Here is a 24074-nt window from a genome sequence, read left to right as displayed (position 1 = left end):
TCGGCTGGTTGGATCGGGCGCTGGCCATCGACGACGAGCCCAGCGCCGTTCGCGCCAAGGCCCTCTGGGTGCGCAGCTTGCTGGCGATCCTGCTCGGCGAGCAGGGCGTGCCGGAATGCACGCTGGAGGCTTGCCGGGCATTGGCCGAGCAACTGGACCACACCAACGTCTTTTACCCGAAGATCTGGCAGTGCTCCGGCCTCGTCGCGTTCATTCATGGCGACCTCGACCGGTCCCAGGAGCTGTTCGAAAAGTCCCTCGAAGGGCACCTCCGCGCTGGTCCAGGTCATCTGCACTGCGCGTTCGACTGCATGTTCCAGCTTGCGTTGATCGCGTTGCACCGGGACGAGACGGGCGCCGAGGACTTGGTGGGCCGCTGTCTCGACTTCTGTGAGCGCTATGGTGCGCTGTGGTCGAAGTCGTACGCCCTGTGGTTGCAGGCCGTGTACAGCTGGCGGCGCGGGGACCCGAATACGGCGCTGTACCTGCTGCACGAGAGTATTCGGTTGCAGCAGCCAGTCAACGACCAAACGGGGCTGTCGTTCTGCATCGAGGTCATCGCGTGGTGCGAGGCCGAAAACGCGCAGTGGGAACGGGCCGCAGCCCTACTCGGAGCGGCGGCTGCCGTGTGGAAACGCAGCGGTGCCAACACGTCCTACGACGCGATCCACCGGTTCGCGCACGACGAGGTCGAGCGGCAGGTGCGCATGGCGCTCGATGCGGATCTCTTCGCGAGGTGCTACGCCGAGGGCGCCCGGTGCACCCTGGAGGAAGCGGTGGCACTGTCGCTTCCCCATCCTGTGCCTGAGCAGCCGCGTACCGAGGCTGAGGGAAAGGGCCAGCGCGCCGTGCTCACCCCCCGCGAGGCCGAGATTGCTGAACTCGTCGCTCAAGGGATGAGCAACCGCAAGATCGCGGCAAGCCTCGTCATTTCCCCGCGCACGGCCGAGTCCCATGTGGAGCACATCCTGACCAAGCTCGGTTTCACCTCCCGTACCCAGATCGCGATGTGGATGACTACGAGCAGCGAGTAGGCGACTGTGCTAGTGTCCTGCACCGGAAATTCATGGTCGAAATGGCTATACTGCGGGAATGGCGAGGACTGGGCGGCCGAAGGCTGAGTTGGTGCTGACCGACGATGAGCGTTCGACGTTGCAGCGTTGGGCTCGGCGGGCGAAGAGTTCGCAGGCTTTGGCGTTGCGGTGTCGGATTGTGCTGGCATGCGCCGATGGTTTGTCCAATGTGGATGTCGCCGAGAAGTTGCGGGTGTCGCGGCCGACGGTGGGCAAGTGGCGGTCGCGGTTTGTCCAGCGACGACTGAAGGGGTTGGTCGACGAGGATCGCCCAGGCGCGCCGCGGAAGATCACCGACGAACAGGTGGAGAAGGTGGTCGTCTCGACGTTGGAAGAGAAACCGAACAACGCGACGCATTGGTCGCGTACATCGATGGCGAAGCGTTCCGGGCTGAGTAAATCGACCGTGGGACGGATCTGGAAAGCGTTCAACCTTAAACCCCACTTGGCCGACACATTCAAGCTCTCTACCGATCCGCAGTTCATCGAGAAGGTCCGTAACGTCGTCGGCCTGTATATGAACCCGCCCGAGAACGCAGTGGTTCTGTGCACCGATGAGAAATCCCAGGTGCAAGCGCTGGAGAGGTCCCAGCCGGTGTTGCCGATGATGCCCGGCATGCCCGAGCGGCGCACCCACGACTACGTCCGTCACGGCGTCACCAGCCTGTTCGCCGCCTTCGACATCGCCACCGGCAAGGTCATCTCCTCGCTGCACCGCCGGCACCGCTCGGTTGAGTTCCGCAAATTTCTCACCAAGATCGACAAAACCGTACCGGCGGAGTTAGGCGTCCATGTCATTTGTGACAACTACGCCACCCACAAAACCGAGATCATCCAGAAATGGCTAGCGAAGCATCCCCGATTCCAAATCCACTTCATCCCGACCGGATCGTCCTGGATCAACCAGGTCGAACGCTGGTTCGGCGAATTGACCACCAAACTCCTGCAACGCGGCGTGCACACCAGCGTCCAGGCACTCGAGGCCGATATCCGCAACTGGATCGACGAGTGGAACAACGATCCCCGGCCGTTCATCTGGACGAAGAGCGCTGACGAGATCTTGGAGTCACTCCGATCATATTGTCAACGAATCTCCGGCGCAGGACACTAGGACGTGTTTTATAATAACCGACCACGACATGCTCGATTGGGCGCTGCTGGAGCGCTACGCCGACCGCGTGCTGGACACCCGCAACCGGCTCTGCTCTCCGCAGGTGGAACGGTTTTGACCAACTCCGCGGCACGAACCGAGCCCCCACATTCAAAGCAGAGGCGGAGAAGACCGACGACATTGAAGTCGTAGGCCTTGCGATGCTGTGCCGTTCAGCATTGTGTTGCCGCAGCTTGCAGGGGTCTGGTGCGACCCGGCCGAGCTAGGAGCATGCCCCGGTGTTTTCTTCTCTGGTGTACCAGCTGGCATGGCAGTGGCTCTCTGTCCCAGCGGTGCTGCTGCGTCGAGAGACCTCGAAGGAAGGAGGCCGGGCTGCTGGTGCTCCGGCACGAGAACGAGATGCAGCGCAGGCAACTCGCGGGGGCGACGGGCGATTCGAAGGACTAGGTTTCTGGCTTCAGGAACCGAGGGACGGAGAACGGCGGGCCGAAGGCCAGTTTATGGCGTGCTGTGGTGGGCGACGACCGGCGCACGGTCATCGAGGATGCCGAGTTCGACGAGACCGCCGAAGTGGTGGTGGTGCACGTGCGTAGGCGGGGGCGGGGCCGCTGTGGCCAGTGTGGCCGTAGATGTGGGTGCTATGACCGGGGTGAGGGGCGTGGTCGGTGGCGGGCGCTGGATCTGGATTAACCAGGTCGAGCGCTGGTTTGGCTTCCTCACCGATCAACTCCTTCGTCGCGGCGTCCACAAAAGCGTTGCGGCGCTGGAGAAAGACGTCCGGGAGTGGATCAAGGGCTGGAACGAGGATCCGAAGCCGTTCGTCTGGAAGAAGACCGCGGAGGAGATCCTTGACTCCCTCGCACGATATATCTCACGGATTTCCGGCGCGTGACACGAGCTACTGACAGCCTTCGCGGTGCGCTCGGTCGAGTCCCAGGGCGAGACGGTTCTGCTCCCCGTTCAGCTCGGCGACGTTCTTCGAAAGGAACGCGCGTACTACAACCGGTTTTTGACCAAACGCCTACCGAACCCGTTGGTCGATGCGAAACAGCTGGTCTTGTTTCAGAACGTCCCGCTCGCGGACGCTGATGCGCTGCGCGGGGCACTCGGAGCTCTGGAATGCTTCTGCGGCAAGTCCAGCCTTGCCCGTGCGTACACGGCCATTCACGCAAGGAGATAATGCCCGGTCATGACCCTTATCGAGGTTGAGCGCAAACGCGAGCTCGTCGACGGCGGCGAGGCGGTCAAGGCTCGGCTCACAGAGTTGGGCTACCGCGAGGCGGGTGCGTTCGTCGAGGTTGATACGTACTACAGCCCGCAGCACGTCGACTACCTGGCGACCGTCGAGTGCCTTCGTGTCCGGCGACGGGACGGGTGGGCGGAGATCACCTACAAGCCCGCTTCGGACGCCAAGACCCACAGCGCGACGAGCGTCATCTCGAAACCCGAGACCGACGTCGTACTGTGGGATGCCGACCAGGCCGAGGCGGCGAACCGACTGATGTCCTGCATCGGCATGGTCACCTTGGCTCGAGTCGAGAAAGCACGCACGCAGTACCGGCACCCCTCCCGAGTCGACGTCACCATTGCAGTGGACGTGATCAGCGGTCTCGGGACGTTCGTCGAGACCGAGGTCAGCGCAGACGGCGCCGACGGTGACAGGGTCGCGTTGCTGGAAGAGGTCGAACGTCAGCTCGGCCTCACTGCGTGCATGGTGGTGACCCTGCCGTACCGAGACCTCGTTCGGGCGGCTGCCGCATCGAGCTAGCTAGGGCTAAGTGGGGATATCACGGAATTACGTGACCAGCGGACTGATCCCCGCTGCCTGGGCAATCGCGGCGGCCTCGCCGCGTGAGGTGACTTCCAGCTTCTTCAGCACCCCGGCGACGTGGAACTTGACGGTGCTCTCGGTGACACCAAGATCCGCCGCGATGGCCTTGTTGCGTTTGCCTTGGGTGACCAGACGCAGCACTTCCATTTCACGCCGATTGAGTCTGGCCAGGCGGGACTCACCCGTGCGGTCCACTGGCGGGTCGAGCGGGAGTTCGATGGTGGCGCGACTGCCCCAATCCGGTACCGCGTCAAGGTCAATCGTGGAGCCGAGCGTGCGTGCCCGACCGTCGAGCTGACGGCGCAGGGATGTCATGTCGAGACGCCCCGAGTCGTGGTCGCGTACGTCGATGCGAAGAGATGTGCCACCGCAGATCCAAGAGATCCGCAGGCGCGTCAAGCCCGACTGCGTGGTGAAGGCCAGTACTGCGGTTCGGGTCATCGCGCGGGCAGCGTGCGCGACCTCGCCCGGCAACGGGCGCCCGGGCTTGAGTGGGGCGACGAACTCGATCTCCGCCCCGTGGTGCCGTAGCGCCTGTCGGATTTCCTTGCGCAGCTTGGCAAACGCAGCCATCACAGGCTCCTCGGACAGGGCGAGGTCGGACTGCTGCGCGGAGCGCAACGCCACCAGCGCGGCGGAGGCGGAGTCAATCGCGGCGAGTCGGGCGTGGCGGTCATCGAGTCCGGTGGAGCGGAGCGTTGTGAGGATGCTGACAAGCGCGGTTTCGTGTGCTGCGACCATCTCAGCGATTGTGCGGGCGCGTTCGCTCGACGCGGCACGGGACTCGGCGAGGTAATCAGGGCTGGCCTGGGCGACCTGCTGCCGGATCGAGGTCGCGACGATACCGAAGATCTCGGCCAGCGCCGCAGGCTGCGGGAAGCGTTTCCTTGCGGCGCGGGGAAAGAGGACGAGCAGCGTGCCCACCGGATCGAGCACCACCCACACTGCCCTGGTCGCCCCGGCGATCGTCGCAGTCGTGCTGAGTGAATGGCCGGGCTCGACTGTGGCTTTGAGCCGTTCGAGCTCGTCGATGGTGATCTTGTTGATCATCTCGGTCGCCCCGGCAACCTTGCGCGGACGACCGGTGCACTCGCGGGTGAAGATGACCAGCGCGGTGTGCGGCCATCGGTCGGCCAGGAACCGGGAGAACCGGCCAGCGATCTCGTGCAGAGGGCCGTCGATGACCTCCCGCAGCGCGGGCAGCCCTGTCTCGGTGTCAAGCATCCCGGTCAGGGTAGCCACCCCCTCACCTATCCGGAAGTCGAGGTTTTCCTGGCCCTCGGACTAGGTCACGGACACTGAGCGCCCGATTAGCCTCGCAAGAGACATGCGTTGCGACGCATGCTTTTTCGTCGAGTGATGAAGGAACCAGCCTACATGCCACAGCAGGTACGCGGTGTGATCGCCCGTTCGAAGGGAGCTCTGGTCGAGCTCACCGAGATCGTGATCCCTGACCCGGGTCCCGGCGAGGTCGTCGTCGCGGTGGCCGCCTGCGGGGTCTGCCACACCGATCTGACCTACCGCGACGGCGGGATCAACGACGAGTTCCCTTTCCTGCTGGGGCACGAAGCCGCGGGCACCGTGGAAAGCGTCGGTGCAGGCGTCGAATCCGTTCAGCCGGGCGACTTCGTCGTGCTTATTGATCGGGAACTTATAGGTGTGATCTTCGTTGTTCTGGCATGATCGCTGGTGTGCGGGACGCGCGGAGGTTGTCGCCTGAGGCGCAGGAGGATTTGCGGCGCAGGGTGGTCGCTGCTGTTCATGGTGGGATGAGTCAGGTCGAGGCGGCCCGGGTGTTCGCGGTGGCCCCGCAGTCGGTGTCCAGATGGGTGCAGGCGTGGCGGAAACGTGGCTCGAAGGGTCTCACCGGGCGTCGCCGGGGTCGCAAGCCCGGCGAGCAGAAAGCGTTGAGTGCCCGCCGGCAGCGCAAGCTGCGGTATGCGGTGGCCGAGCACACCCCGGCCACGTTCGGGCTGGCCGGCCTGGTGTGGACCCGCAAGACAGTGGCCGAGCTGATCCGGGTGCGCCACGGCATCGTGTTGAACCTGCGCACCGTCGGCAACTACCTGCGTTCCTGGGGATTGTCGCCGCAGAAACCGATCCGCAAGGCCTACGAACAGGACCCCGAGTCCGTACGCCGATGGCTGGAGGAGGACTACCTGGCCATCGCCGCCCGCGCCCGCCGCGAGGGCGCACTGATCCTGTGGCTGGATCAGACCGGGATCCGCTCCGACGCCACCGTGGCCCGCACCTGGGCACCGGCGGGCCAGACACCGGTGGTGGGCAAAACGGGTAAACGATTCAGCGTGAACGCGATGTGCGCGATCGGGAACAAAGGCGAGCTGTACTTCACCGTCTACACCGGCTCGTTCAACGGCAAGGTGTTCCTGTCGTTCCTGGACCGGCTGACCCGCCATCTGGACCGCAAGGTCCACCTGATCGTTGACGGACACCCCGTCCACCGCCGCAAGACTATCCAGCAATGGATCACCAAGCACGCTGAGGCGATCGCGATGCACTTCCTGCCGGGATACAGCCCCGAACTCAACCCCGACGAGCTACTCAATGCCGACCTCAAACGCACCGTTTCCACCAGCACAGCCCCCAAAACCCGCGCCGAGTTGAAACAAGCGGTCCGCTCCTTCCTCCACCGGCTCCAGAAGCTGCCCGACCGAGTTCGCTCCTACTTCGGCAAACCCGAAGTTCGCTACGCCGCCTAACATCACACATTTGCCACCCGGATCAATAACTGGCGCGCTGTCTGCGGCCAGTGCCGTGCCTGCAAACGCGGGCGTCCGCAATACTGCTTCGACACCTACAACGCCGAACAGCCGATGACGCTGACCGACGGCACCGAGCTCTCCCCGGCGCTGGGCATCGGCGCGTTCGCAGACAAGACGCTCGTCCACGCCGGCCAGTGCACCAAGGTCGACCCCGCCGCAGACCCGGCCGTCGTCGGCCTGCTCGGCTGCGGCGTCATGGCCGGACTGGGCGCGGCGATCAACACCGGCGCAGTCAGCCGCAGCGACTCGGTAGCGGTCATCGGCTGCGGCGGCGTCGGCGACGCGGCCATCATGGGCTCCCGGCTGGCCGGTGCGTCTACGATCATCGCGGTGGACCGCGACGAGCAGAAGCTCGCCTGGGCCCGCGACCTGGGCGCCACCCACACCATCAACGCGGCCGAGTCCGATGCGGTCACCGCGATCAACGGACTCACCGGCGGGTTCGGCGCCGACGTCGTGATCGACGCGGTGGGCCGTCCGGAGACGTGGAAACAAGCCTTCTACGCGCGGGATCTCGCGGGCACCGTCGTGCTCGTCGGCGTGCCCACGCCGGGCATGCGCCTGGAGATGCCGTTGCTCGACTTCTTCTCCCGCGGCGGCGCCCTGAAGTCCTCCTGGTACGGGGACTGCCTCCCGGAGCGGGACTTCCCGACGCTGGTCGACCTGTACCTGCAGGGAAGGCTACCGCTGGAAAAGTTCGTCACCGAACGCATCACGCTCGACGACGTCGAAAAAGCCTTCCACACCATGCATTCCGGCGAGGTGCTGCGCTCGGTGGTGATCCTGTGAGCGACCTCCGGATCGACCGCGTCGTCACCACCGGCGTCTTCGAACTCGACGGCGGCACATGGGACGTGGACAACAACGTGTGGCTCATCGGCGATGACAACGAGGTCGTGATCGTCGACGCAGCCCACAACGACAAACCGATCGCCAAAGCCGTCGGGAACCGCAACGTCGTCGCCGTCGTGTGCACCCACGGACACAACGACCACGTCACCTTCGCACCACAGCTGGGCAAGGAGTTCCACGCGCCGATCCTGCTCCACCCCGGGGACCAAGAGCTGTGGGAGATGACCCACCCCGGACAGGCCTTCTGGCAGACAGCCGACACCGAACGCATCGCCATCGCCGGGACGACACTCGAGATCATCCACACACCGGGGCACTCCCCCGGTTCAATCTGCCTGCACCTGCCCGAGGCCAAAGCCTTGTTCTCCGGCGACACTCTTTTCTCGGGCGGCCCCGGCGCCACCGGCCGATCGTTCTCCGACTTCCCAACCATCATAGACTCGATCCGGGACCGTCTCTTCGCCCTGCCCGAAGACACCCGCGTCTACACCGGCCACGGCGACAGCACCACGATCGGCGCCGAAGCACCACACCTGGCCGAATGGATCGAACGCGGGTACTGAACCGTCCAGGTTTCGGTGGAGACCTTGATGTGCCCCGGTTTGGGCGGAGTCGGGTCACTGGATGATCGTCGTCTCAGCAATCCGCCTGGAGCTGTGCCGGTGGGTGTCGCCGGAGATACCCACCGGAGTGAAGGCGATTTTTTATGCCCCCATGTCCTTGAAGTAGTTCTGCCGGCTCAGCGGGGCTGGCGGAGGTGGGTGGCGGGTTGGTCGGGTAGTGGACCGTTTCGATGCTGGCGGCTTTGCCGTTCGGGCGGAGTCAGCGCCGTATCCGGATGACCCTGCCGGGCCCCGAGCGGGCCGGTTCGCGGGTTTTCGTCCAGGGCAAGGACTTTCAGGCTGCGGGTCTCGGCACGCCCGTGCCCGTGCCCGCGGCCGCCCACGATTTCAATGGAAATTGCGGAGGTTGTCCACAGGCGTCGGCATGTCGGGGTGCGACACGCCGACGGTCCGCAATTTCCATTGAAATCGTGAAATCGAAGGGGCGGGTTCAATGGAACTTGCGGGTTCCGCCCGCTCAGGCAGACTCGGGCCAACACCCGCGCGAAGGCCCAGCCCGACGGGGTACCCGACCACGAACGCATACCGAGCCCGGCGGAGAAACCAGGCCGGCAGGTCTGCGGCATACTCAGCGATCTCGACGAACGTCTTCGCCCCGCCGGTCACCGCCAGCACCGCCAGGGCAGCAAACGCCGCGATCGATCTCTCCTTGGTGCATGTGGACGCTCGTGCCCGACGTTCAGCTGAATACCAGCGGCAGCACGATCGCAGCACCGACGAGCGAGATACCGCTAAGCAGGTCGGATCGGATCCGAACAACATTTGCAGCCATCCGTCCGAGGCACAATCCAGCCAATGACATGACCGCTGTCACGACACCGAAAGTTATCATCGGGATCACGAGAGAAAAACCGGCGAAACCCAGTCCGGTGCCGGCGATAAAATTATCGACACTCAGCGACAGCGGCATGCCGAAGAGCGTCACCCATCGATGATCCACCTCGTCTGGTTCCGGGTTCCGCATGGCTCCGGCCAGAAGGTACAGCCCATACGCTCCCATCGCGATAAATCCAATGTACTCCGCCCCCGCACCGATGAACTCCCCTACGTAGTGGCCGATGAATCCTCCTGCCAGGGGAGCCAGGGTATCCCATATCCCGAAGACGAGGGCGATCTGCACAGCACGGCGCCAGCCGAAGGGAATGGTACCGATGGCGATCGACGACCGGAAGTTGTCGATACTGAGACCAAAAGCCAGCGCTAAAAGCGGGAGAATTTCAAGAGCCATCTGAAAAAACCACCCCGTAAAAATCGTTTACCTACCCCCGAATTTGTCGGGAGAGACGTTGAACAGGAACCATTTCCGGTAGTCGGCGCTCACCCGCGATCGAGGATCGTGCCCGCGGTTGACGGGGTCGAGAGGCGCCACGTGCGGGCGACACATCAGGGCAGTCGCAGTCCCACTGCGGAAAACCGCCGCCCGCTTCGGACCCCAGTAACCGCACCCCCATGCACGCCTTCCGCCACTCGCCACCGATCAGTCATTCCCCGAATCCGCGCCGCAGGCTTGGCCGGGCACCGGAATGGGTCCTGCGCCCCGCCGAGCTACTCCGCGAACGCGGTTTTCGGCAAGTGAAACGGTGACGAACTCGGCTGGACGGTCCACTGGAACTTCGCTACGCCGCCCACTCGCCACGGGCGAGAGCAGACCAGTCGCGCAGTGTGCGATAGCCCTTCGTGGTAATCACTACCCGATGACCTCGTAGCGCGAACAGGCGGTGCGTGTCGATGTCGATCAAATCCGTAACCCACAGATCACGGAGGGTCTGACGCAGATCATCTGCCATGGGACTAATACCCATCACCCAGTCATAGCCGAGCGCGGGCTGGAGGAGCCCGTTGTGATAGCAGATTTTTCCCTGGTTCACGGCATCCAAGGCCGTGTAGCGGTTGGCTGTGAATGTTGTACGGGACATTACCAATCACCTGTTCGACAGGTCGCTCTTTTTGATCTATTCCAATGCCGAGAAAATCGCGGTACCGAGGCAGCATCAACCGACCCAACCTGAATCTGGGTCCCGTCCAAGCCACCGTCTAGTTGTTGCCACCGATTTCGATATGCACGATTACATCGTCGTCGATCACCTCGACTCTGTACGTGCGCAGCGGCTCCATTGCGGGCAAGCACAGCGGTTCCCCTGTGCGCACGTCGAACCGTGACATGTGGAGCGGACACTCCACCGACACGCCGTCAAAGTGACCTTCACTTAGCACCGCAAACTCATGCGTGCAAACGTCCTCAACGGCATAGACGGTTCCGTTGACGTTGAAAATCAAGATCCGAGGGAGGGTATCCAGCCGTCGTGCCGTACCAGGTGGGACCTCACGAAGGCTGCACGCGCGTACTCGATGAGTGGCCCGTTCCATCGATGCCACGTCCTTTCCACGGATTTCCGCGCTGCCCTGATCAGAAGCGGCGTCACGAATCGTCGACCTGCGGCTGGCCGACGACGGAAAGAGTCACGAACCAGCAGATCGCGTAGAACGCGAGCAGCGCACAACCGTGCCACCGCTAGGAGTACCGCGCCAACGTCGGCGCTGCGCCGGCCGACCAGCGCGAACCCGGTGACCACGATCAGCGCGGCAGCGAAGACCACGATGCAATCGCGGGGCATGTGGATCTCGGTGGGAACCACGATCACCGTCAGCGCCAACGCGACTCAGACGATCGAAAGCGTTGCAAGAACAAGTAGTGATGTCACAACAACGCCCACCTCTCAGTCGGCCCGAACAGCTCGATGTCGGCACGTACCTCTACCGCTTCCGAACCACAACGCTTGGAACTCTGAACGACTCGGGTGGCTCTGCCAAATCCTTTTTCGGCGGGTGGCGCAAGGCCCCTGCGCGTTCCGCTGCCGGATCCGGAGCCTTGCGCCGCCGCATACGTAGTCCCGTTGCAGATATCCGACACCTGCCGCGACTACGAGAATTGAAGCAACACGGTGCTTCGACCCCGACCGTCAGCCCCGGTAGAAGTAACCGGTGGCCTCAGCACACACCTCGATGACCGTGTACTCCGGAGTTTCCCACTTCATACTTTCCTCCTCGCGTTGACTCGCCCGATGAGCGGGCAACAACCGGACAACGTGACCCGCGCAATTTCGAGAGCAGAACCTCGAAATTCAGCGTTTCCAACAGAGCATCTTCGACGTAACAGATTGCTGCAACAGACATTGAACCGGTGGTCGGAGATCGGTACCGAACGGTGTCTGTGCGGCCACGAGCGGAACCGCGGGCGTCGCCGCAGTACCGAAGCGCCGTCCCCGGTCGGCGATGGAGCCCGTTGGCGTGCAGGACCTCTTCCGCAACGGACCTCCACATCGCACATGTCCTCCTTCCCGACACGTCGTACCTGGAGAAGGGTGGCACGGGGCCGGCCCGTAATATCACCGAAGATTGGCAAGGACGAGTGGCGCGTAGGTGCGATATCGCGCAAGCCTGCTGGTACTCTCCGGCCGCCCTACCGCGTCGATCACGACGTCTGCGCCGTTTTCCCAGTCAACGACTTGATCCCGCACACCGTGTCGACTTCCAAAGCATCCACTGTGTGCGTTGCGCCGAACTCCTTGGCCCGCTCCAGCTTCTTCAGGTCCGTGTCGACCACGATGATCCGAGAAGCCCCGGCCAGTCGAGCGCCCATGATCGAGCCATCACCGACACATTCTGATGAGTTGCTCGCGGTGCGGAGCACTCCACCGTCAACCACCGTAGAGAGCATGTCACAGGATCGAATTTCCCGCCACGGAAAAGACTTTCGCTCCTGGCTATGACGCAGGCTCGCCCAGGCGAATGCACCGCCGCAGGTTTCCATCCGGCGTGCTGAGAGACTGGCGCTATCTACCGACGTACATCCTCAACGGTCAGATTTCACGCGCACTCTCATAGGAAGGAATCGCTCGCGAGGCGCGGGTATCCATTCTGGTACGACAACGACCGGACAACGGGCGTGCACGGCGCAGCGTCGGCTCACCGAGCCCAGCAGCGCTTCGTAGAAGAAGTTGTACCCACGGTTGCCGAGTACCAGCAACGCCGCGCTCTCAGCGGCTTCCAACAACACCTGCGTCGGATGACCGCATCGCACCTCGCGCCGGATCTCCACCTCCGTGGCGGTCTCGCACTCGACCAGGTCCACGGTCCGGTCGAGGTTGAGGCGCGCGTTCTCCTCGAATTCCTCCGGTGGTACCGGTTGTCCCTCCCAACTGCAGACCAGGGCGTAGAACGCGGGAAACTCCCAGGCGATCACGGCGTGCACCGCGGTGCCGGTGAGTTCGGCTTGCTCGACGGCCCAGCGCAGCGCCGCCTTCGCCGACACCGATCCATTCACGCCTACGACGATTCTGCGTTCGGTGTCCATGGCTGCAACCTCCGTTGTGGCCGGACCACCATCGGCCGTAACCATCCGATCCATACATCGCACGGCGCACCTTCGCGTGTCCCTTGTGGCGTTCCAATGGCGCAGGCGGAAAGAAACCGCGCAGTCAACAGCCGCTCCTGCGTTCCGCTGCCAACGCCACGGAGCCTCCGGCTTGCCTCGTTCTCTGCGCCGCGTCGCACGCCCGCGCTGCCTGCATCATGGCCAGTTCCGTTCGCTCCTCCCTGAGGACCCTGAGCACGTCTCCGGGGAGCCGCTTGTTCGCGAGCACGTCGTCCGTATCCGCCAGTACGCGGTGCCCGACGTGGGTGAAACGTGGATAAAGCGCACGAGCGAATGCCAGCACGAACTCGGGCTCGGCAGCTCCGGCCATGCTCTCCAACGCACGCAAGTAGCGTCTAGCGTACGGAGTGAGTAACTCCTCCTGCCCCGGTTGTCGCAGCCCTGCCATGACGGCTTGCCGTTCCGCGAGCGAGTAAGTGTCGGTCAACACCTGGGTCCACGCTTGCTCCTTGGCGGCACGGGTCGGACGTGCGGCCTGTGCCATCAAGGCGTGCCGGCGACCGCTGTCCCCCGGATCAGCGTCCATCGCGATGTCGAGAAGTCCGTCGATGTCGTGACCGGCCGACGCGAGGCGAAGCAATGCGCGCCAGCGCAGATCTCGATCCACTTCCAGTCCTGGCCAGGGAAACCGCCCGGCCACCATTTCGATCAGCAGGCCGTGGCTGTCGGCCTGGACGACCCCTACGAGGGTGCGGGCCAGCACCACTTGGCGGTCGCTGCCCGGAACGGCGCCGGCCAAGTGATCGCGCACTCGGCGCGCCAGGGCTTCAAGTGTCCGGCTGGTGGTGGATGGATCCCCGTAGACCCGCACCGCCCACACGGCACGCTCCAGGAGCACTTCCAGGACGCCGACATCGCTCTCCGCCACTCCATGCGTGAGTACGGCCGATGCGAAACTCCGAGCGGGCAAGCGGGCGTCGAGGACGTCGTCCCACAATGCTCCCCAGACGACTGCTCGAGTTCTCTGATCGTCCAGTGCGGACAGCCGACGCAAGGCCATCCGTCGAGACCGGGGGTCCAGCCTGACTTTGACGTGGCTCACCGCATCGTCATTGGGCACCAGTAGGTCCGGGCTTCGGCTACCGAACGCGGCTAGTTCTCCTTCGGAATCACGCGGGCTGAGCGGCACGTGCGCTCGATGCCGCAGCACCAGGCCGGCATCGCAGTCGTCGAACGCGCCAACCCGCAGGTGCAAGTGGCGTGGCCTCACCTCAGGATCGGGAAGCTGCACCACCCGATCACCGATCGGAAGGCGAGACACCTCGACCGTGTTCACCCCACGGCGCAATAGCCACTCGTCCACCCAGCGATCCACATCTGCGTCCGACACCTGCCGAAGCGCCGCCACGAAATCATCGAGGCTGGCATTCCCCCACGCGTGCGTCCGCAGGTATGTCCGTACGCCCGAGACGAAGGAGTCCCAGCCCATGCGCACCGCGAGCTCGTGGAGTACGGCCGCCCCTCTCCGGTAGACGATTGGACCGAAGTTCGTCCGCGCGGCATTGGTGTCGGCGGTCTCGACCCGGATCGCGTGGCTGGTCGGCAACTGGTCGGCATGTCGAGCCACCGGCAGGTTGTGGTGCGCGAATGCCGTCCAACCTTTCCCGTACCGCGTCACTTCGGGTTGTGCGACGACCGCCATCATCGTCGCGAAGCTCTCGTTCAGCCACAGATCGTCCCACCAGCGCATCGTCACGTAGTCGCCGAACCACATGTGCGCCATCTCGTGCAACAGCAGCTCGGCTCGTCGTCGCCGCGCATCCTCGGTGACCCGATGCCGGAACACGAACCGCTCGTTGAGCGTCACGCAGCCCGGGTGCTCCATTCCGCCGAATGCGTACTCGGGCGCGAAGACGTGGTCGTACTTGGTGAACGGGTACGGAATGTCGAACAGCTGGCGGTAGAAGTCGAGGCCGCGGCTGATCACGTCGAACAGCTCGGGCGCATCGCCGGTGAGGTCTTCGAGGAGAGACTTCCGCGCGTACAGCGCCAGCGGCACTCCGCGGTGGCTGGAACGCAGTCGGCCGAACGGGCCGGCGGCGAAGGCCACCAAATACGGCGGCAACGGTGGTGTGCTCCTGAAGCGCCAAGTCGAGCGCTTGTCGCCCGCAGGCGCCTGCTCCTCGCCGGACTCGGTGTTGGCGACCACCACCCACTGATCGTCAGCCGTAACGGTCAGATCGACTGTTGCCTTCACGTCCGGCTGATCGAAGCAGGCGTACACCTTGTGCGCCGCGAAGGGCTCGAATTTGGTGTGCACGTAGACCTGTCCGTCAAGCGGGTCGCGGAAACGGTGCAGCCCCTCCCCGGTTCGCGAGTACGAACCGGAACCGGCCACTCGAACCGTGTTCTCACCGGGTCTCACATCCAGCCGGACACGCGTCCCGTCATGCGCGCCGGGCCCCAGCTCACGGCCATTGCACTCGACCGACTCGGCCTTACCCGCGAAGTCGAGAAAGACGCTCGCACCCCCGGAACGGGCCCGGAAGCGGACCACGGTACTCGTCGCGAACTCCTGCTCATCCCCGGTCAAGTCGAGGTCCACCGCGTAGCGGACGTCGCAGACCTCAGCCGAACGCGCTGCCGCCTCGTTCTGCGTCAGGTTGCTCATGCACACGGCACTGCCTTCGAATGACATCGGTCATCGCCTCCTTGCCGACGCAGGTGGGCGACGGTAAACGAGGTTCGCTCGGGCCGTTTCGTCGTCGGCTGCGACATCGTCCTGATTGGCACGAACGAGCGCGTCCTGCACCAGGTGATGGTCGGGCGAGTGGAAGCAAACCGGGTCGGTGCGTCCCGGATCGCCGGTCAAGGCGAAGGCTTGACACCGGCATCCACCGAAATCCATCTCTTTGCGAGGACAGCTGCGGCACGGATCAGCCATCCATTCTGTTCCCCGGAACGCCTGGAAGGCAGCTGACTTCGACCAGATCCACTCGAGGTCGTGGTCGTGAACCGAGGGGAAGTTCATCGTGGTCATGTCCGCGGCTACCGGACACGGATACACCATGCCGTCCGGGGCGACGGTCAGTGCTGTCTGCGCCCATCCACCCATGCACGGCTTCGGGTAGCGCTCGTAGTAGTCCGGGAGGATCCAGATGAGTTCCATGCGATCCGCCAACTCGGCCTTCCGGCGTTCGTACACGCCTTCGGCCTTCTCCAACTGCGCCTTGCTCGGGAGCAGCAGGTCGCGGTTGCGAAGAGCCCAGCCGTAGTACTGGGTGTTGGCAAGCTCCAGCCGCTCGGCGCCCCACGACACGCAGACGCCGATGATCGCGTCTAGGCGAGCCAGGTTCAGCCGGTGCAGGACCACGTTCATGTTCAACGGCAGCCCGGCCTCGCGGATGATGCGCGCAGCCTCCTGCTTCTTGTCGAATCGCTTGCTCGCTGCGACCAAATCCGTCGACTCAGCCGCGTCGCCCTGAATGCTCAGCTGGGCGCTGTTGAGCCCTGCCGACACCAGCGATCTCGCACGGCTCGCCGTGAGCCCCAGGCCGCTGGTGATCAGGTTGGTGTACAGATCGAGGCGGCGGGCCTCGGCGACGAGCGTCTCCAGATCACCGCGGACGAGGGGTTCACCGCCCGAAAAATGGACCTGCACCACACCGAGCCCGGCTGCCTCGCGTATCACCCGCAGCCAGTCCTCGGTGCTGAGCTCATCCTGCCGATCGAGCAGCGCCAGCGGGTTCGAGCAATAGACGCAGTGCAACGGACATTGGTGAGTGACCTCGGCCAGCAGGCCGTACGGCTGCGGCATACCGTTCATGTGACCACCCAACCTAGTCCGTGCGCATCCTGGAGGAACGCCACGACGTCGTTCGCGAGACCGGTGGCCTCGAAATCGTGCTCCAACTGGGACACCACCTGCCGCACGGTCCGGCTGCCGTCACACAGCCGCAAAATCGCCGCCCCGGACGCGTTCAGGTGCACGACTCTCTCCGGCAGCAGAAGCAACTCGGCGTCGCGGACGCTGTCGTGCTTGAGCATCGCCTTGGTCGCTAGCCGAGGCGTGGCCGTCAGATCAGGCTCGTCCATCATGAACTCTTGCTGTAAGCGAGTTGCACGGCGTCCAGCAGGCTCCAGAGAACATCGCACTTGAACTCCAGCGCTCGTACGCACGCGTCCTGCTGCTCCCTGGACTTCGCGCCCTTGATCACCAGGTGGAGCAGATGCTCGATGTCCTTGGGCTGCTGGGTGAGTCGAGACCGGAAATACTCCAAGCCTTTTGCGGCGATCCACGGGTAGTGCTGCTGGAGATCGGCAATCCTCCGGCTGAGCAGATCTGGGGCGAACAGCTCGGTCATGGCCGACGCCACGGCCTCCAGCCACGGCTTCCGGTGGCAGAAATCCACGTAGGCGTCCACGGCGAACCGCACTCCGGGCAGCACCGAGCTGCTGTCGATCAGCTCTTGGCGGGTCAAGCCGACAGCTTCGCCGAGGCGGACCCACTTCTCGATCCCGCCTTCGTCTCCCGTTCGGCCGTCGTGATCGATGATGCGCTGAATCCACTGGCGCCGATCCTGCCGACCGGGGAGCTTGGTCAGGATGAACGCGTCCTTCACCGGCAGGTTCACCTGGTAGTAGAAGCGGTTTCGCACCCATCCGCGGAACTCCTCCTCAGTGAGCAAGCCCGCGTGCATCCGCTCGTTGAACGGGTGCAAATGGTGGTACCGCTGTTCTCCGATCGACCGCAGCTGTGCTTCGAACTCCTCAGCAGACCAAGCTTTCACAACTCCACCTCCAGGCCAGCTCGACCCACCTCGATGCCCAAGTCCGCCAACCAACGCCGCTCCTCGGACCCTTCGTCGAGAATGGGGTTGGTGTTGTTAATGTGGGTGTAGATCTTGCGCTTCGCAGGAAGCGCAGCCAGAGCGCGGGCAGAACCGTCCTCGCCGCTGACGGGCATGTGCCCCATGGAGCGTCCGGAACGACTTCCCGCACCCCGGCAGGACATTTCGTCGTCCGTCCAGAAAGTACCGTCCAAGAAGACGCAATCAGCCGACGCCACCTGTTCGGCGAACTTCTCGTCCCACTGGGGCAGGGTCGGCGCGTACACCGCGGTCCCGCCAGTCACCTTGTCCTGCAAGCGGAAGCCCATCTCCCACTCCCTCGACTCGCACTGAAGCTGCGAGCGCCCCAGGTAGCGAGGCGCCTTGCTACCGGTCAGGAAGGCGGTCACGCGCAACCGGTCGTCCAGGTCGAGCGGTTTGCCGATTTCGACCACGGACCACAACAGGTTGGCGTAATCGCTCAGCAATTCCCGAACAGGAAACCGCAGAGCGAGCGCCTCCAGCACGGGGTACGTCCCGTAAACCGTCAGCGACGATTCCTCACGCAACATCAGCAGGCCGATCGTGTGGTCGAACTCCGCGTCCGTCAGCAGCACGCCGGCAACCGGTGTCGTCCGAATTCCCGGACCCGGATGCAAACAGCGATCCGCCGCTATCTGATGATGGACATCCGGAGTTGCGTTGAGCAGGAACCACCGCTCGCCGTCTCCGGAGACCGCAAGACCCGCGTGCATCGACCCGAGTTCCGGATTGCTACGAGCCCTGCGGCACCCGGCGCAAGCGCAGTTCCACTGCGGATAACCACCGCCTGCCGCAACTCCCAGACAATGAAGAAACACAGCGCGAGAGCAATCCGTCAACGCCGGTACAGGTAGCCGCTGGCTTCAGCGCACACCTCGATTACCGCATATTCCGGCTTTTCCCACCTCATGGCGTCCTCCCTTGAATTCGACCGCTGACGGCGGTCGGGCAACAACAGGTATCATCACCTGTCGATATTCCAGCCCGGGCAAGCTTCGTGTGTCGTCGCCCGAAACTCGGTATTGCGTTTCAAAGTTTCTTCGATTTCGCCGGGCCGTGACAACAGTTCATGAACCACCGGCACCGTATCACTGACGAACGGTCGCCGTTTCGCCACGAACGGTCCGCTGCGGACACTGCGGCGGTGCCAACTCCCGGCATGCGACAGGCACCTTCCCACCTTGCTTTTGCGACCAGCGAACATCCGATGAAAGCGACAACGCGTCATGCGGCGCAGCGTCGATGAGCAAGCTCGCGGTAGGTGCCATCGACACACCCCGGCGACCGAGACCTTTTCAGGCACGCAGTGCGGACCAAGCAACGCGGCGCAAGCGCGCCAACCTGGCATTGCGCGCGAACAATTTGAGAAGCAGGCACGAGGCGCCTGGCGGAATCCGTCTGCGTGCGGACAAGCCTCACACACCGAGCAATCGGCGGATCTCCGGAGCGTGGCGCCGCGAAACGGGAACGCGCTCACGGCAACGAGGATCCGTGATCAGAACCATCTCACCCTTGATGCCCCGCTCCAACTCGACCACCCGGCGGAGGTTGGCCAGGAAGCGACGATGTACTCGACGAAATCCGTGGAGTGCCAGTGATTCCTCGACGTTATCCAGGCCACGGGTGGCAGCTTGGATCCTTCCCCGGTCCGTACTCAACCAAACGATGTTCCGGTCGGCTTGGGCATAGCGGATCTCCGACGGGGCGAGCAGAACCAGCCGTTCTTCACGAATCCCGATCACGCGCGGCGGCAGAGAAACAGCCACCGCTTCCGAATACTTCTCGTAAGGTTCACCCTCTTGCAGACCAAATGCGCAGAACATGCCCACTACGTGGTTGGAGGCGACGACGGGCCGCATGGTTACCGGAATGGCATCCTCTCCGGGGACCACCGACAGACGCGCATAGCCCCTCCACTGCGGACGTTGCAGTGCCCGGCCCATTGCCCACCGCACGACATCAGGAAGCTCCGGAATATCCGGTTTCCAGCGTTTCGCCAGTTCCGCCACACCCGTGGCAATGGGGTTGTCGTTTGCCAGCTTGAGCAACGAAATAGCTGCGCCGTTCGCAGCGATCACATGCGCACCCCGGTCCATTGCCATGAGCGGGCCACTCGTCTGGGCGCACTCGTGCTTGAACGCGGCGACCACGCTCTTGGCCTCCGCGAAGGCGCGGCGATTGATCTCTTCTTCGACGCTCGCGGCGGCGTTCCTCAGCCACGTCGGCACATGCTCGGAGAGCGGCGCCTTCCACCGCGAGATGTTGATCGACGCGACCGGCAAGCCGGTTACCACGTCGCGTATGGAAATCCCCGCGCAGGCCCACTCCTGGAAGCCTTCGCACCAGTGCTCCGCACCAGTCACGGTCACCGGGCCCGGCAGTTCGAACGACGTCCCCATCCCGTTCGTGCCTGTGCACTGCTCCGACCACGACGACCACGGAGCGAGGTTGCTCAGATCAGCGCGCTTCTGCGCGGTGGGGTCGCCCCAGGACCCGAGGACACGCCCGGTACCGTCCGTCACGGCGACGACACCGCCGTCCAGCTCCACATCCCGACCTGCCAACGCCCCGAGACCGCCGAGCTGGGTGAAGATCACGTCGTTGTCGAGTCGATGGTCGTTGCCGTCCGGCGCCCCGGGCGCGATGTGCAGCGTGGGGTCCACTTCGTACTGATCCCGACATCGGTACCACGAAGCCAGGATCTCCGGTCGAACGCCTTGCACGATGTCTTCGCCTGCGGCGAAGCTCTCCCACGCACGAGCAACCCTGCTCACTGTGGCCGTGGCTACCAGGGAGTCGCCCCCTACGTGGCCATGGCTGCCGGTCCCGCTCGATGCGATCTCCAGGGGCGGCACTCTCCCCGTCATCATGACCTCCTTGTCGTTGCGAGGGACGGATCTCGGGGACTCGCGGACGGTAACAGCGGTCACAATGTAGCCCTCGGAAAGCGGCGATTCAAGACATGCCTTCCCCGCGCGACCGACCCCGCTTCCGGCCGCGGTCACGACCGATCTGCTTCTTGTCGTCTGCTTCTCGTCGCTGAAAATGATCCTGGCAATGGACCCGATTCGGCGATTACCGATGAACGGTAAATTCTCACGGAGACACTCCGATGATTTCCAATTTATTGACGGGACCGCTCGGGATGCGACACGAGCTGTTTCCAGTGCCCAACGCCGTCGACCGTCCGCTGGACTCGCGGCGCGCCGCAGCGACTACGTCCGCGCCGTAGGTCAGGTTCGGCACGAAGTGCCCGTCCATCACATCCCACTGGATGCGGTCCTCCGCCTCTTGTCATGTCGCTCATCTCCTTGTGCGAGGTCATCACCCGAAAATAATTTGCGCCAACGATCCGCACCTCCCCCGCAGGGGGGAGACGAGGGGGGAATCGCGGCCACTCCGTGAACGTCGCCCGCCACCTCCCCCCATTCTTTCCCCCGCGTGGTTACGCCGCCAGGGCGTGTGCAAGGTTGATCTGAGGGCTGCGGCGGGTTTCTGAGCAGGCTGGACAAGCGGCACGAGGGCGCGGCCTTGATGGGAGATCATCGGGGTGTCTAGTCCGTGATGTTCTACCCGAAAGCCGCGCCCTCGTGTCCTCATCCTCCCCGATCCTGACTGTGCTGAACCAGCCCACCCTCACCGTGGAGTCCCTGCAGAGCCGTATCGACGGCCTGTGGCAGGCCCTGGAAACGGTGACTGATCCCCGCAACGCCCGCGGCCTGCGGTATCGGCTGCCGTTGCTGCTGGCCCTGGCGGTGCTGGCCGTGGCCGCCGGAGCGAAGACCTTCCTCGAGATCTCCGAGAATTCCGCGGATCTGCCAACCCGGTTGCCGGCCGAACTCGGCGTGTGTTCGTGGTCGGGCACGCCGTCGAACTGGACCTTCTCCCGGGTCCTGGCCAAAGTCGATCATGACGAGCTTGACCAGGCCTTATCCGGCTGGACGATGCAGGAGGACAAGCCCGCTGAGGCGGTCGCTGTCGACGGCAAGACGATGCGGGCCGCGACCACCGGGCAGACCGACATGCCCCAAACCCAGGTCGTGGCCGCGATGAACTCCCGCGGTGAAGTTGTTGGCCAGACCGCGGTCCAGGCCGGTGATGAGAATGCCGCCGCCCGCGACCTTCTGGCCCGGCTAGGACGAAAAACCCTGTCCGGCACGGTGATCACCGCTGATGCCAAACACACCAGCGCCGATTTCGCCGCGGAGGCCGACAAAGCCGGGGTGTTCTGGCTCCTGCCGGTGAAGGGCAACCGCCCCCGCCTGCACCGGAGGCTGACAACCCTGCCCTGGAACAACGCCCGACTTGACACCCACGATCGCAGTCGCGGGCACGGGCGGGCCGAGACCCGCAGCCTGAAAGTCCTGATCCTGGACGACGATCTGCGATCAGAGGCGCTGAACGCCCGGCAGGCCCTCCGGGTCCGGCGCCGGCGCCGGCCGAAGGGCAAACCCGCCAGCATCGAAACGGTGCATTACCTGACCAACCTGCCACCGGCCACCGCCGGACCTGATGACCTGGCCAGACTCATCCGCGGGCACTGGGGCATCGGGGGAAGACTCCACCTCGTTCGTGACGTCGCCTTCAACGAGGACCACCACCGGGCCCGCGCCGGCAACGCACCCCAGAACCTCGCCGTCTTACGCAACACCGCAATCACCCTGCACCGCCAAAACGGAGCCACCGGCATCCAACCCGCCCTCCGCGCCGGCAACCGCAAACCCGAACGACTCCTGGACCTACTACCCGAAACCACCTAAACCGGACAGGTTAACCTTGCACACGCCCTGGGTGCGCCGCCCTCACGGTACGTCGATACGGTAATCCTAACTGTGGCACACTTTCCGTTTCACTCCAACGACTCCGCCAACGCGGTGCTACGAATACCTCGTCAGACTCGCACGAAGCGTGCGGGTAGCACGCATGCTTCAAGCTGATCCGCCCGCAGTCAAATGATTCTGCTGATGGTGCGATCAACCGCATTTATCGGTGGTGGTCGAGCAGTACATGAAATTGGCTCCATTGCAGGCTCTTCTGCTGCTTCCGTGGGTGGGTTAGGCGCGTCCGGGGAGGGTGGGTCGGTGGCCGCCGAGGGCGAGCATGGCGAGAGCGATGAGTGCTTGGGGGCTGCGGAATCCGAAGGCGATGCGGGTGAGCAGGCGGATTTTGGTGTTGGTGGATTCGATGAGTCCTTGGGAGAGGCCGTGTTCGAGGGCGGCGTCGATGGGGGCGCGGTGTTTGGTGATCTTCTTGGCGAGCTCGACGAAGACGGGGATCTGGCAGCGCCGTGCCCAGGAGGTCCAGCGGTCCAGGGCTTGTTTGCCTTGCTCGCCTTTGGCGGTGAAGACGTACCGGAGTCCTTCTTTGAGCAGGTAGGCCCGGTACAGGCGGCGGTCGGTGGTGGCGATCCAGGCCAGCTTCGCCTGCTGGTTTTCGGTGAGGTCTTCGGGGTTTTTCCACAGCGCGTAACGGGAGTCTTTGAGCTTCTTGGCTTTCTCGTGCCCGGGACGGGCCGGGGAGTCGGTGGCCGGGCGGCCCCGGCGGCGTGTGCCTTCGGTGCGGGCCAGGGCGCGGGCGTCGTTCCAGGCCCGTCGCCGTTCGGCATCGAGTGCTTCGGTGGCCCAGGCGACCACGTGGAAGGGGTCGGCGCAGCGGATGGCCTTCGGGGCGCGGCGGGCGACGGTGTCGGCGATCCACTGGGCCGCATCGGCGGACACATGCGTGATCTCCGCGGCGCGCCTCTCGCCGAGGGCGTCGAAAAACCGGTTCAGCGTCGCGGAATCGCGCCCCGGCGCGGCCCACACCAGCCGCCCGGTGTCGTGGTCCACCACCACCGTCAGATAGCGGTGATGCTTCTTGTAGGAGATCTCATCGATCCCGATCCGCCGCAACCCACCGAACCGGTCACTCTGGGTTTCGGCGTCGGCCCACACCCGGGCCACGATCGCACCCACGGTGCGCCAGGCGATGCGCATCAGCTCGCATACCGCCGATTTCGAGGAGCGCACCGCCAGCCACGCCACCGTGTCGTCGAAAGCCAAGGTGTGCCCGGCGCCATGACGCGCCCACGGCAGCCGCGCCACGGTGGGCCCGTGCTCCCGGCAGCGCACCCGCGGCGCGGCGGCCTCGAGATGGACCTGGATGGTGCCCAGGTCCAGGGCCCGCCACCGGCGCCGTCCCTCGCCCCGGTCATACCGCCAGGACCAGCGGCCACACCGGCCGCAACGGCCGCGCCCGCCCTTGCGCGGGCGCACGTGCACCATCACCCGTTCCGCGGCCTCGTCGAACTCCACATCCTCGATCACCGTGCGCCTGTCGACGCCCACCAGAGCACGCCATAAACTGGCCTTCGGCACGCCGTTCTCCGTCCCCTCGGTTCCTGACCTTCGACAAGCCAGAAACCTAGACGAAGCAACGGCGTGCCCCCGTCTCCGGGCCTAAAACAGCAGCTCACATCACCCACGGATCAGTCACAAGAGCCCCATTGCATTGGTCCTTGGCCGTCTGGTGCTGCGGGAACGAGGCTGGCTACGCGAGTTCGTCGGACACCGAAAG

At 64.4% G+C, this 24074-nt stretch carries 21 protein-coding genes and 3 pseudogenes; 10 read left to right on the top strand and 14 right to left on the bottom strand.

The features are described 5' to 3' along the window. Positions 1 to 8: 8 nt before the first annotated feature. The 5 genes and pseudogenes from DL519_RS04645 (at position 9) to DL519_RS04630 (ending at position 3952) form a co-directional block, all read left to right on the top strand. Positions 9 to 1034 (top strand): helix-turn-helix transcriptional regulator, encoded by a 1026-nt coding sequence (locus tag DL519_RS04645; RefSeq protein ID WP_190813035.1) that lies wholly within the window; start codon positions 9 to 11, stop codon positions 1032 to 1034. Positions 1035 to 1092: 58 nt separating this feature from the next. Next, complete coding sequence (locus DL519_RS04640; protein WP_190812759.1) at positions 1093 to 2184, top strand: IS630 family transposase; 1092 nt, start codon at positions 1093 to 1095, stop codon at positions 2182 to 2184. A gap of 510 nt (positions 2185 to 2694) precedes the next feature. After that, a pseudogene (locus DL519_RS45615) lies at positions 2695 to 2868 on the top strand (ISL3 family transposase); the annotation flags it as partial. After that, positions 2843 to 3076, top strand: a complete 234-nt coding sequence (locus tag DL519_RS04635) for a hypothetical protein (protein ID WP_223838437.1) — start codon at positions 2843 to 2845, stop codon at positions 3074 to 3076. The pseudogene DL519_RS45615 and the gene DL519_RS04635, both read left to right, overlap by 26 nt. A 297-nt stretch (positions 3077 to 3373) precedes the next feature. Then, entirely contained in the window at positions 3374 to 3952 is a 579-nt protein-coding gene (locus DL519_RS04630) for a class IV adenylate cyclase (RefSeq protein ID WP_190813034.1), read from the top strand. 27 nt (positions 3953 to 3979) lie between these two features. Here the strand turns inward: DL519_RS04630 and DL519_RS04625 are convergent, their stop codons facing one another. Beyond that, entirely contained in the window at positions 3980 to 5257 is a 1278-nt protein-coding gene (locus tag DL519_RS04625; protein ID WP_223838436.1) for a helix-turn-helix domain-containing protein, read from the bottom strand. Positions 5258 to 5392: 135 nt separating this feature from the next. On the opposite strand from DL519_RS04625, the pseudogene DL519_RS04620 reads away from it, so the two are divergent. From DL519_RS04620 to DL519_RS04605, 4 genes and pseudogenes are all read left to right on the top strand, one after another. Next, positions 5393 to 5674, top strand: a pseudogene (locus DL519_RS04620) (alcohol dehydrogenase catalytic domain-containing protein); the annotation flags it as partial. 20 nt (positions 5675 to 5694) lie between these two features. Next, the gene (locus DL519_RS04615) at positions 5695 to 6735 is read left to right on the top strand and encodes an IS630 family transposase (protein WP_190813033.1); all 1041 of its coding nucleotides are present in this window, start codon (positions 5695 to 5697) and stop codon (positions 6733 to 6735) included. A 27-nt stretch (positions 6736 to 6762) separates the two neighbouring features. Next, positions 6763 to 7587: pseudogene (locus DL519_RS04610) on the top strand (S-(hydroxymethyl)mycothiol dehydrogenase); the annotation flags it as partial. Next, positions 7584 to 8213, top strand: coding sequence for an MBL fold metallo-hydrolase (locus DL519_RS04605; protein WP_190813032.1), 630 nt, complete (start codon positions 7584 to 7586; stop codon positions 8211 to 8213). The pseudogene DL519_RS04610 and the gene DL519_RS04605, both read left to right, overlap by 4 nt. 739 nt (positions 8214 to 8952) lie before the next feature. Here DL519_RS04605 and DL519_RS04600 read toward each other — a convergent pair. From DL519_RS04600 to DL519_RS45605, 12 genes are all read right to left on the bottom strand, one after another. Beyond that, entirely contained in the window at positions 8953 to 9501 is a 549-nt protein-coding gene (locus DL519_RS04600; RefSeq protein WP_190813031.1) for a manganese efflux pump MntP, read from the bottom strand. Between the two features lie 388 nt (positions 9502 to 9889). Continuing rightward, complete coding sequence (locus DL519_RS04595; RefSeq protein ID WP_190813030.1) at positions 9890 to 10189, bottom strand: hypothetical protein; 300 nt, start codon at positions 10187 to 10189, stop codon at positions 9890 to 9892. Positions 10190 to 10307: 118 nt separating this feature from the next. Then, the gene (locus DL519_RS04590) at positions 10308 to 10640 is read right to left on the bottom strand and encodes a bifunctional 3-phenylpropionate/cinnamic acid dioxygenase ferredoxin subunit (protein WP_190823759.1); all 333 of its coding nucleotides are present in this window, start codon (positions 10638 to 10640) and stop codon (positions 10308 to 10310) included. 1105 nt (positions 10641 to 11745) lie between these two features. Next, positions 11746 to 11913, bottom strand: coding sequence for a zinc-binding dehydrogenase (locus tag DL519_RS45610; RefSeq protein ID WP_397544925.1), 168 nt, complete (start codon positions 11911 to 11913; stop codon positions 11746 to 11748). A 213-nt stretch (positions 11914 to 12126) separates the two neighbouring features. Next, positions 12127 to 12627, bottom strand: a complete 501-nt coding sequence (locus DL519_RS04580) for a universal stress protein (protein ID WP_190813029.1) — start codon at positions 12625 to 12627, stop codon at positions 12127 to 12129. 124 nt (positions 12628 to 12751) lie between these two features. Beyond that, on the bottom strand, positions 12752 to 15346 hold the full coding sequence (pepN, locus tag DL519_RS04575; RefSeq protein ID WP_190813028.1) for an aminopeptidase N: 2595 nt from the start codon (positions 15344 to 15346) through the stop codon (positions 12752 to 12754). 3 nt (positions 15347 to 15349) lie between these two features. Continuing rightward, positions 15350 to 16465: a pyrroloquinoline quinone biosynthesis protein PqqE gene (gene pqqE, locus DL519_RS04570; protein WP_190823758.1), complete on the bottom strand. Its 1116-nt coding sequence runs from the start codon at positions 16463 to 16465 to the stop codon at positions 15350 to 15352. A gap of 5 nt (positions 16466 to 16470) precedes the next feature. Beyond that, positions 16471 to 16746, bottom strand: a complete 276-nt coding sequence (gene pqqD / locus DL519_RS04565; protein WP_223838435.1) for a pyrroloquinoline quinone biosynthesis peptide chaperone PqqD — start codon at positions 16744 to 16746, stop codon at positions 16471 to 16473. Then, positions 16743 to 17438 (bottom strand): pyrroloquinoline-quinone synthase PqqC, encoded by a 696-nt coding sequence (pqqC, locus tag DL519_RS04560; RefSeq protein WP_190813027.1) that lies wholly within the window; start codon positions 17436 to 17438, stop codon positions 16743 to 16745. The genes pqqD and pqqC overlap by 4 nt, the downstream gene beginning before the upstream one ends. Beyond that, positions 17435 to 18337: a pyrroloquinoline quinone biosynthesis protein PqqB gene (pqqB, locus tag DL519_RS04555; RefSeq protein WP_190813026.1), complete on the bottom strand. Its 903-nt coding sequence runs from the start codon at positions 18335 to 18337 to the stop codon at positions 17435 to 17437. Before pqqB ends, pqqC begins: the two co-directional genes overlap by 4 nt. 597 nt (positions 18338 to 18934) lie before the next feature. Then, positions 18935 to 20182, bottom strand: coding sequence for a DNA-binding protein (locus tag DL519_RS04550; RefSeq protein WP_223838434.1), 1248 nt, complete (start codon positions 20180 to 20182; stop codon positions 18935 to 18937). Between the two features lie 433 nt (positions 20183 to 20615). Next, a complete protein-coding gene (locus DL519_RS45605) occupies positions 20616 to 20795 on the bottom strand; it encodes a hypothetical protein (protein WP_223840206.1) in 180 nt (59 codons plus the stop codon). Between the two features lie 314 nt (positions 20796 to 21109). Between DL519_RS45605 and DL519_RS04540 the strand changes: the two genes are divergently transcribed. Beyond that, entirely contained in the window at positions 21110 to 22279 is a 1170-nt protein-coding gene (locus DL519_RS04540; protein WP_190813025.1) for an ISAs1 family transposase, read from the top strand. A gap of 294 nt (positions 22280 to 22573) precedes the next feature. Here the strand turns inward: DL519_RS04540 and DL519_RS04535 are convergent, their stop codons facing one another. Beyond that, positions 22574 to 23875 carry an ISL3 family transposase gene (locus tag DL519_RS04535; protein WP_190812633.1) on the bottom strand — a complete coding sequence of 434 codons (1302 nt, stop codon included), beginning with the start codon at positions 23873 to 23875 and terminating at the stop codon, positions 22574 to 22576. Positions 23876 to 24074 lie beyond the last annotated feature (199 nt).

Source organism: Saccharopolyspora pogona (assembly GCF_014697215.1).
Classification (GTDB): Bacteria; Actinomycetota; Actinomycetes; order Mycobacteriales; family Pseudonocardiaceae; genus Saccharopolyspora; species Saccharopolyspora hattusasensis.
This window is presented reverse-complemented; position numbering and strand designations above follow the sequence as displayed.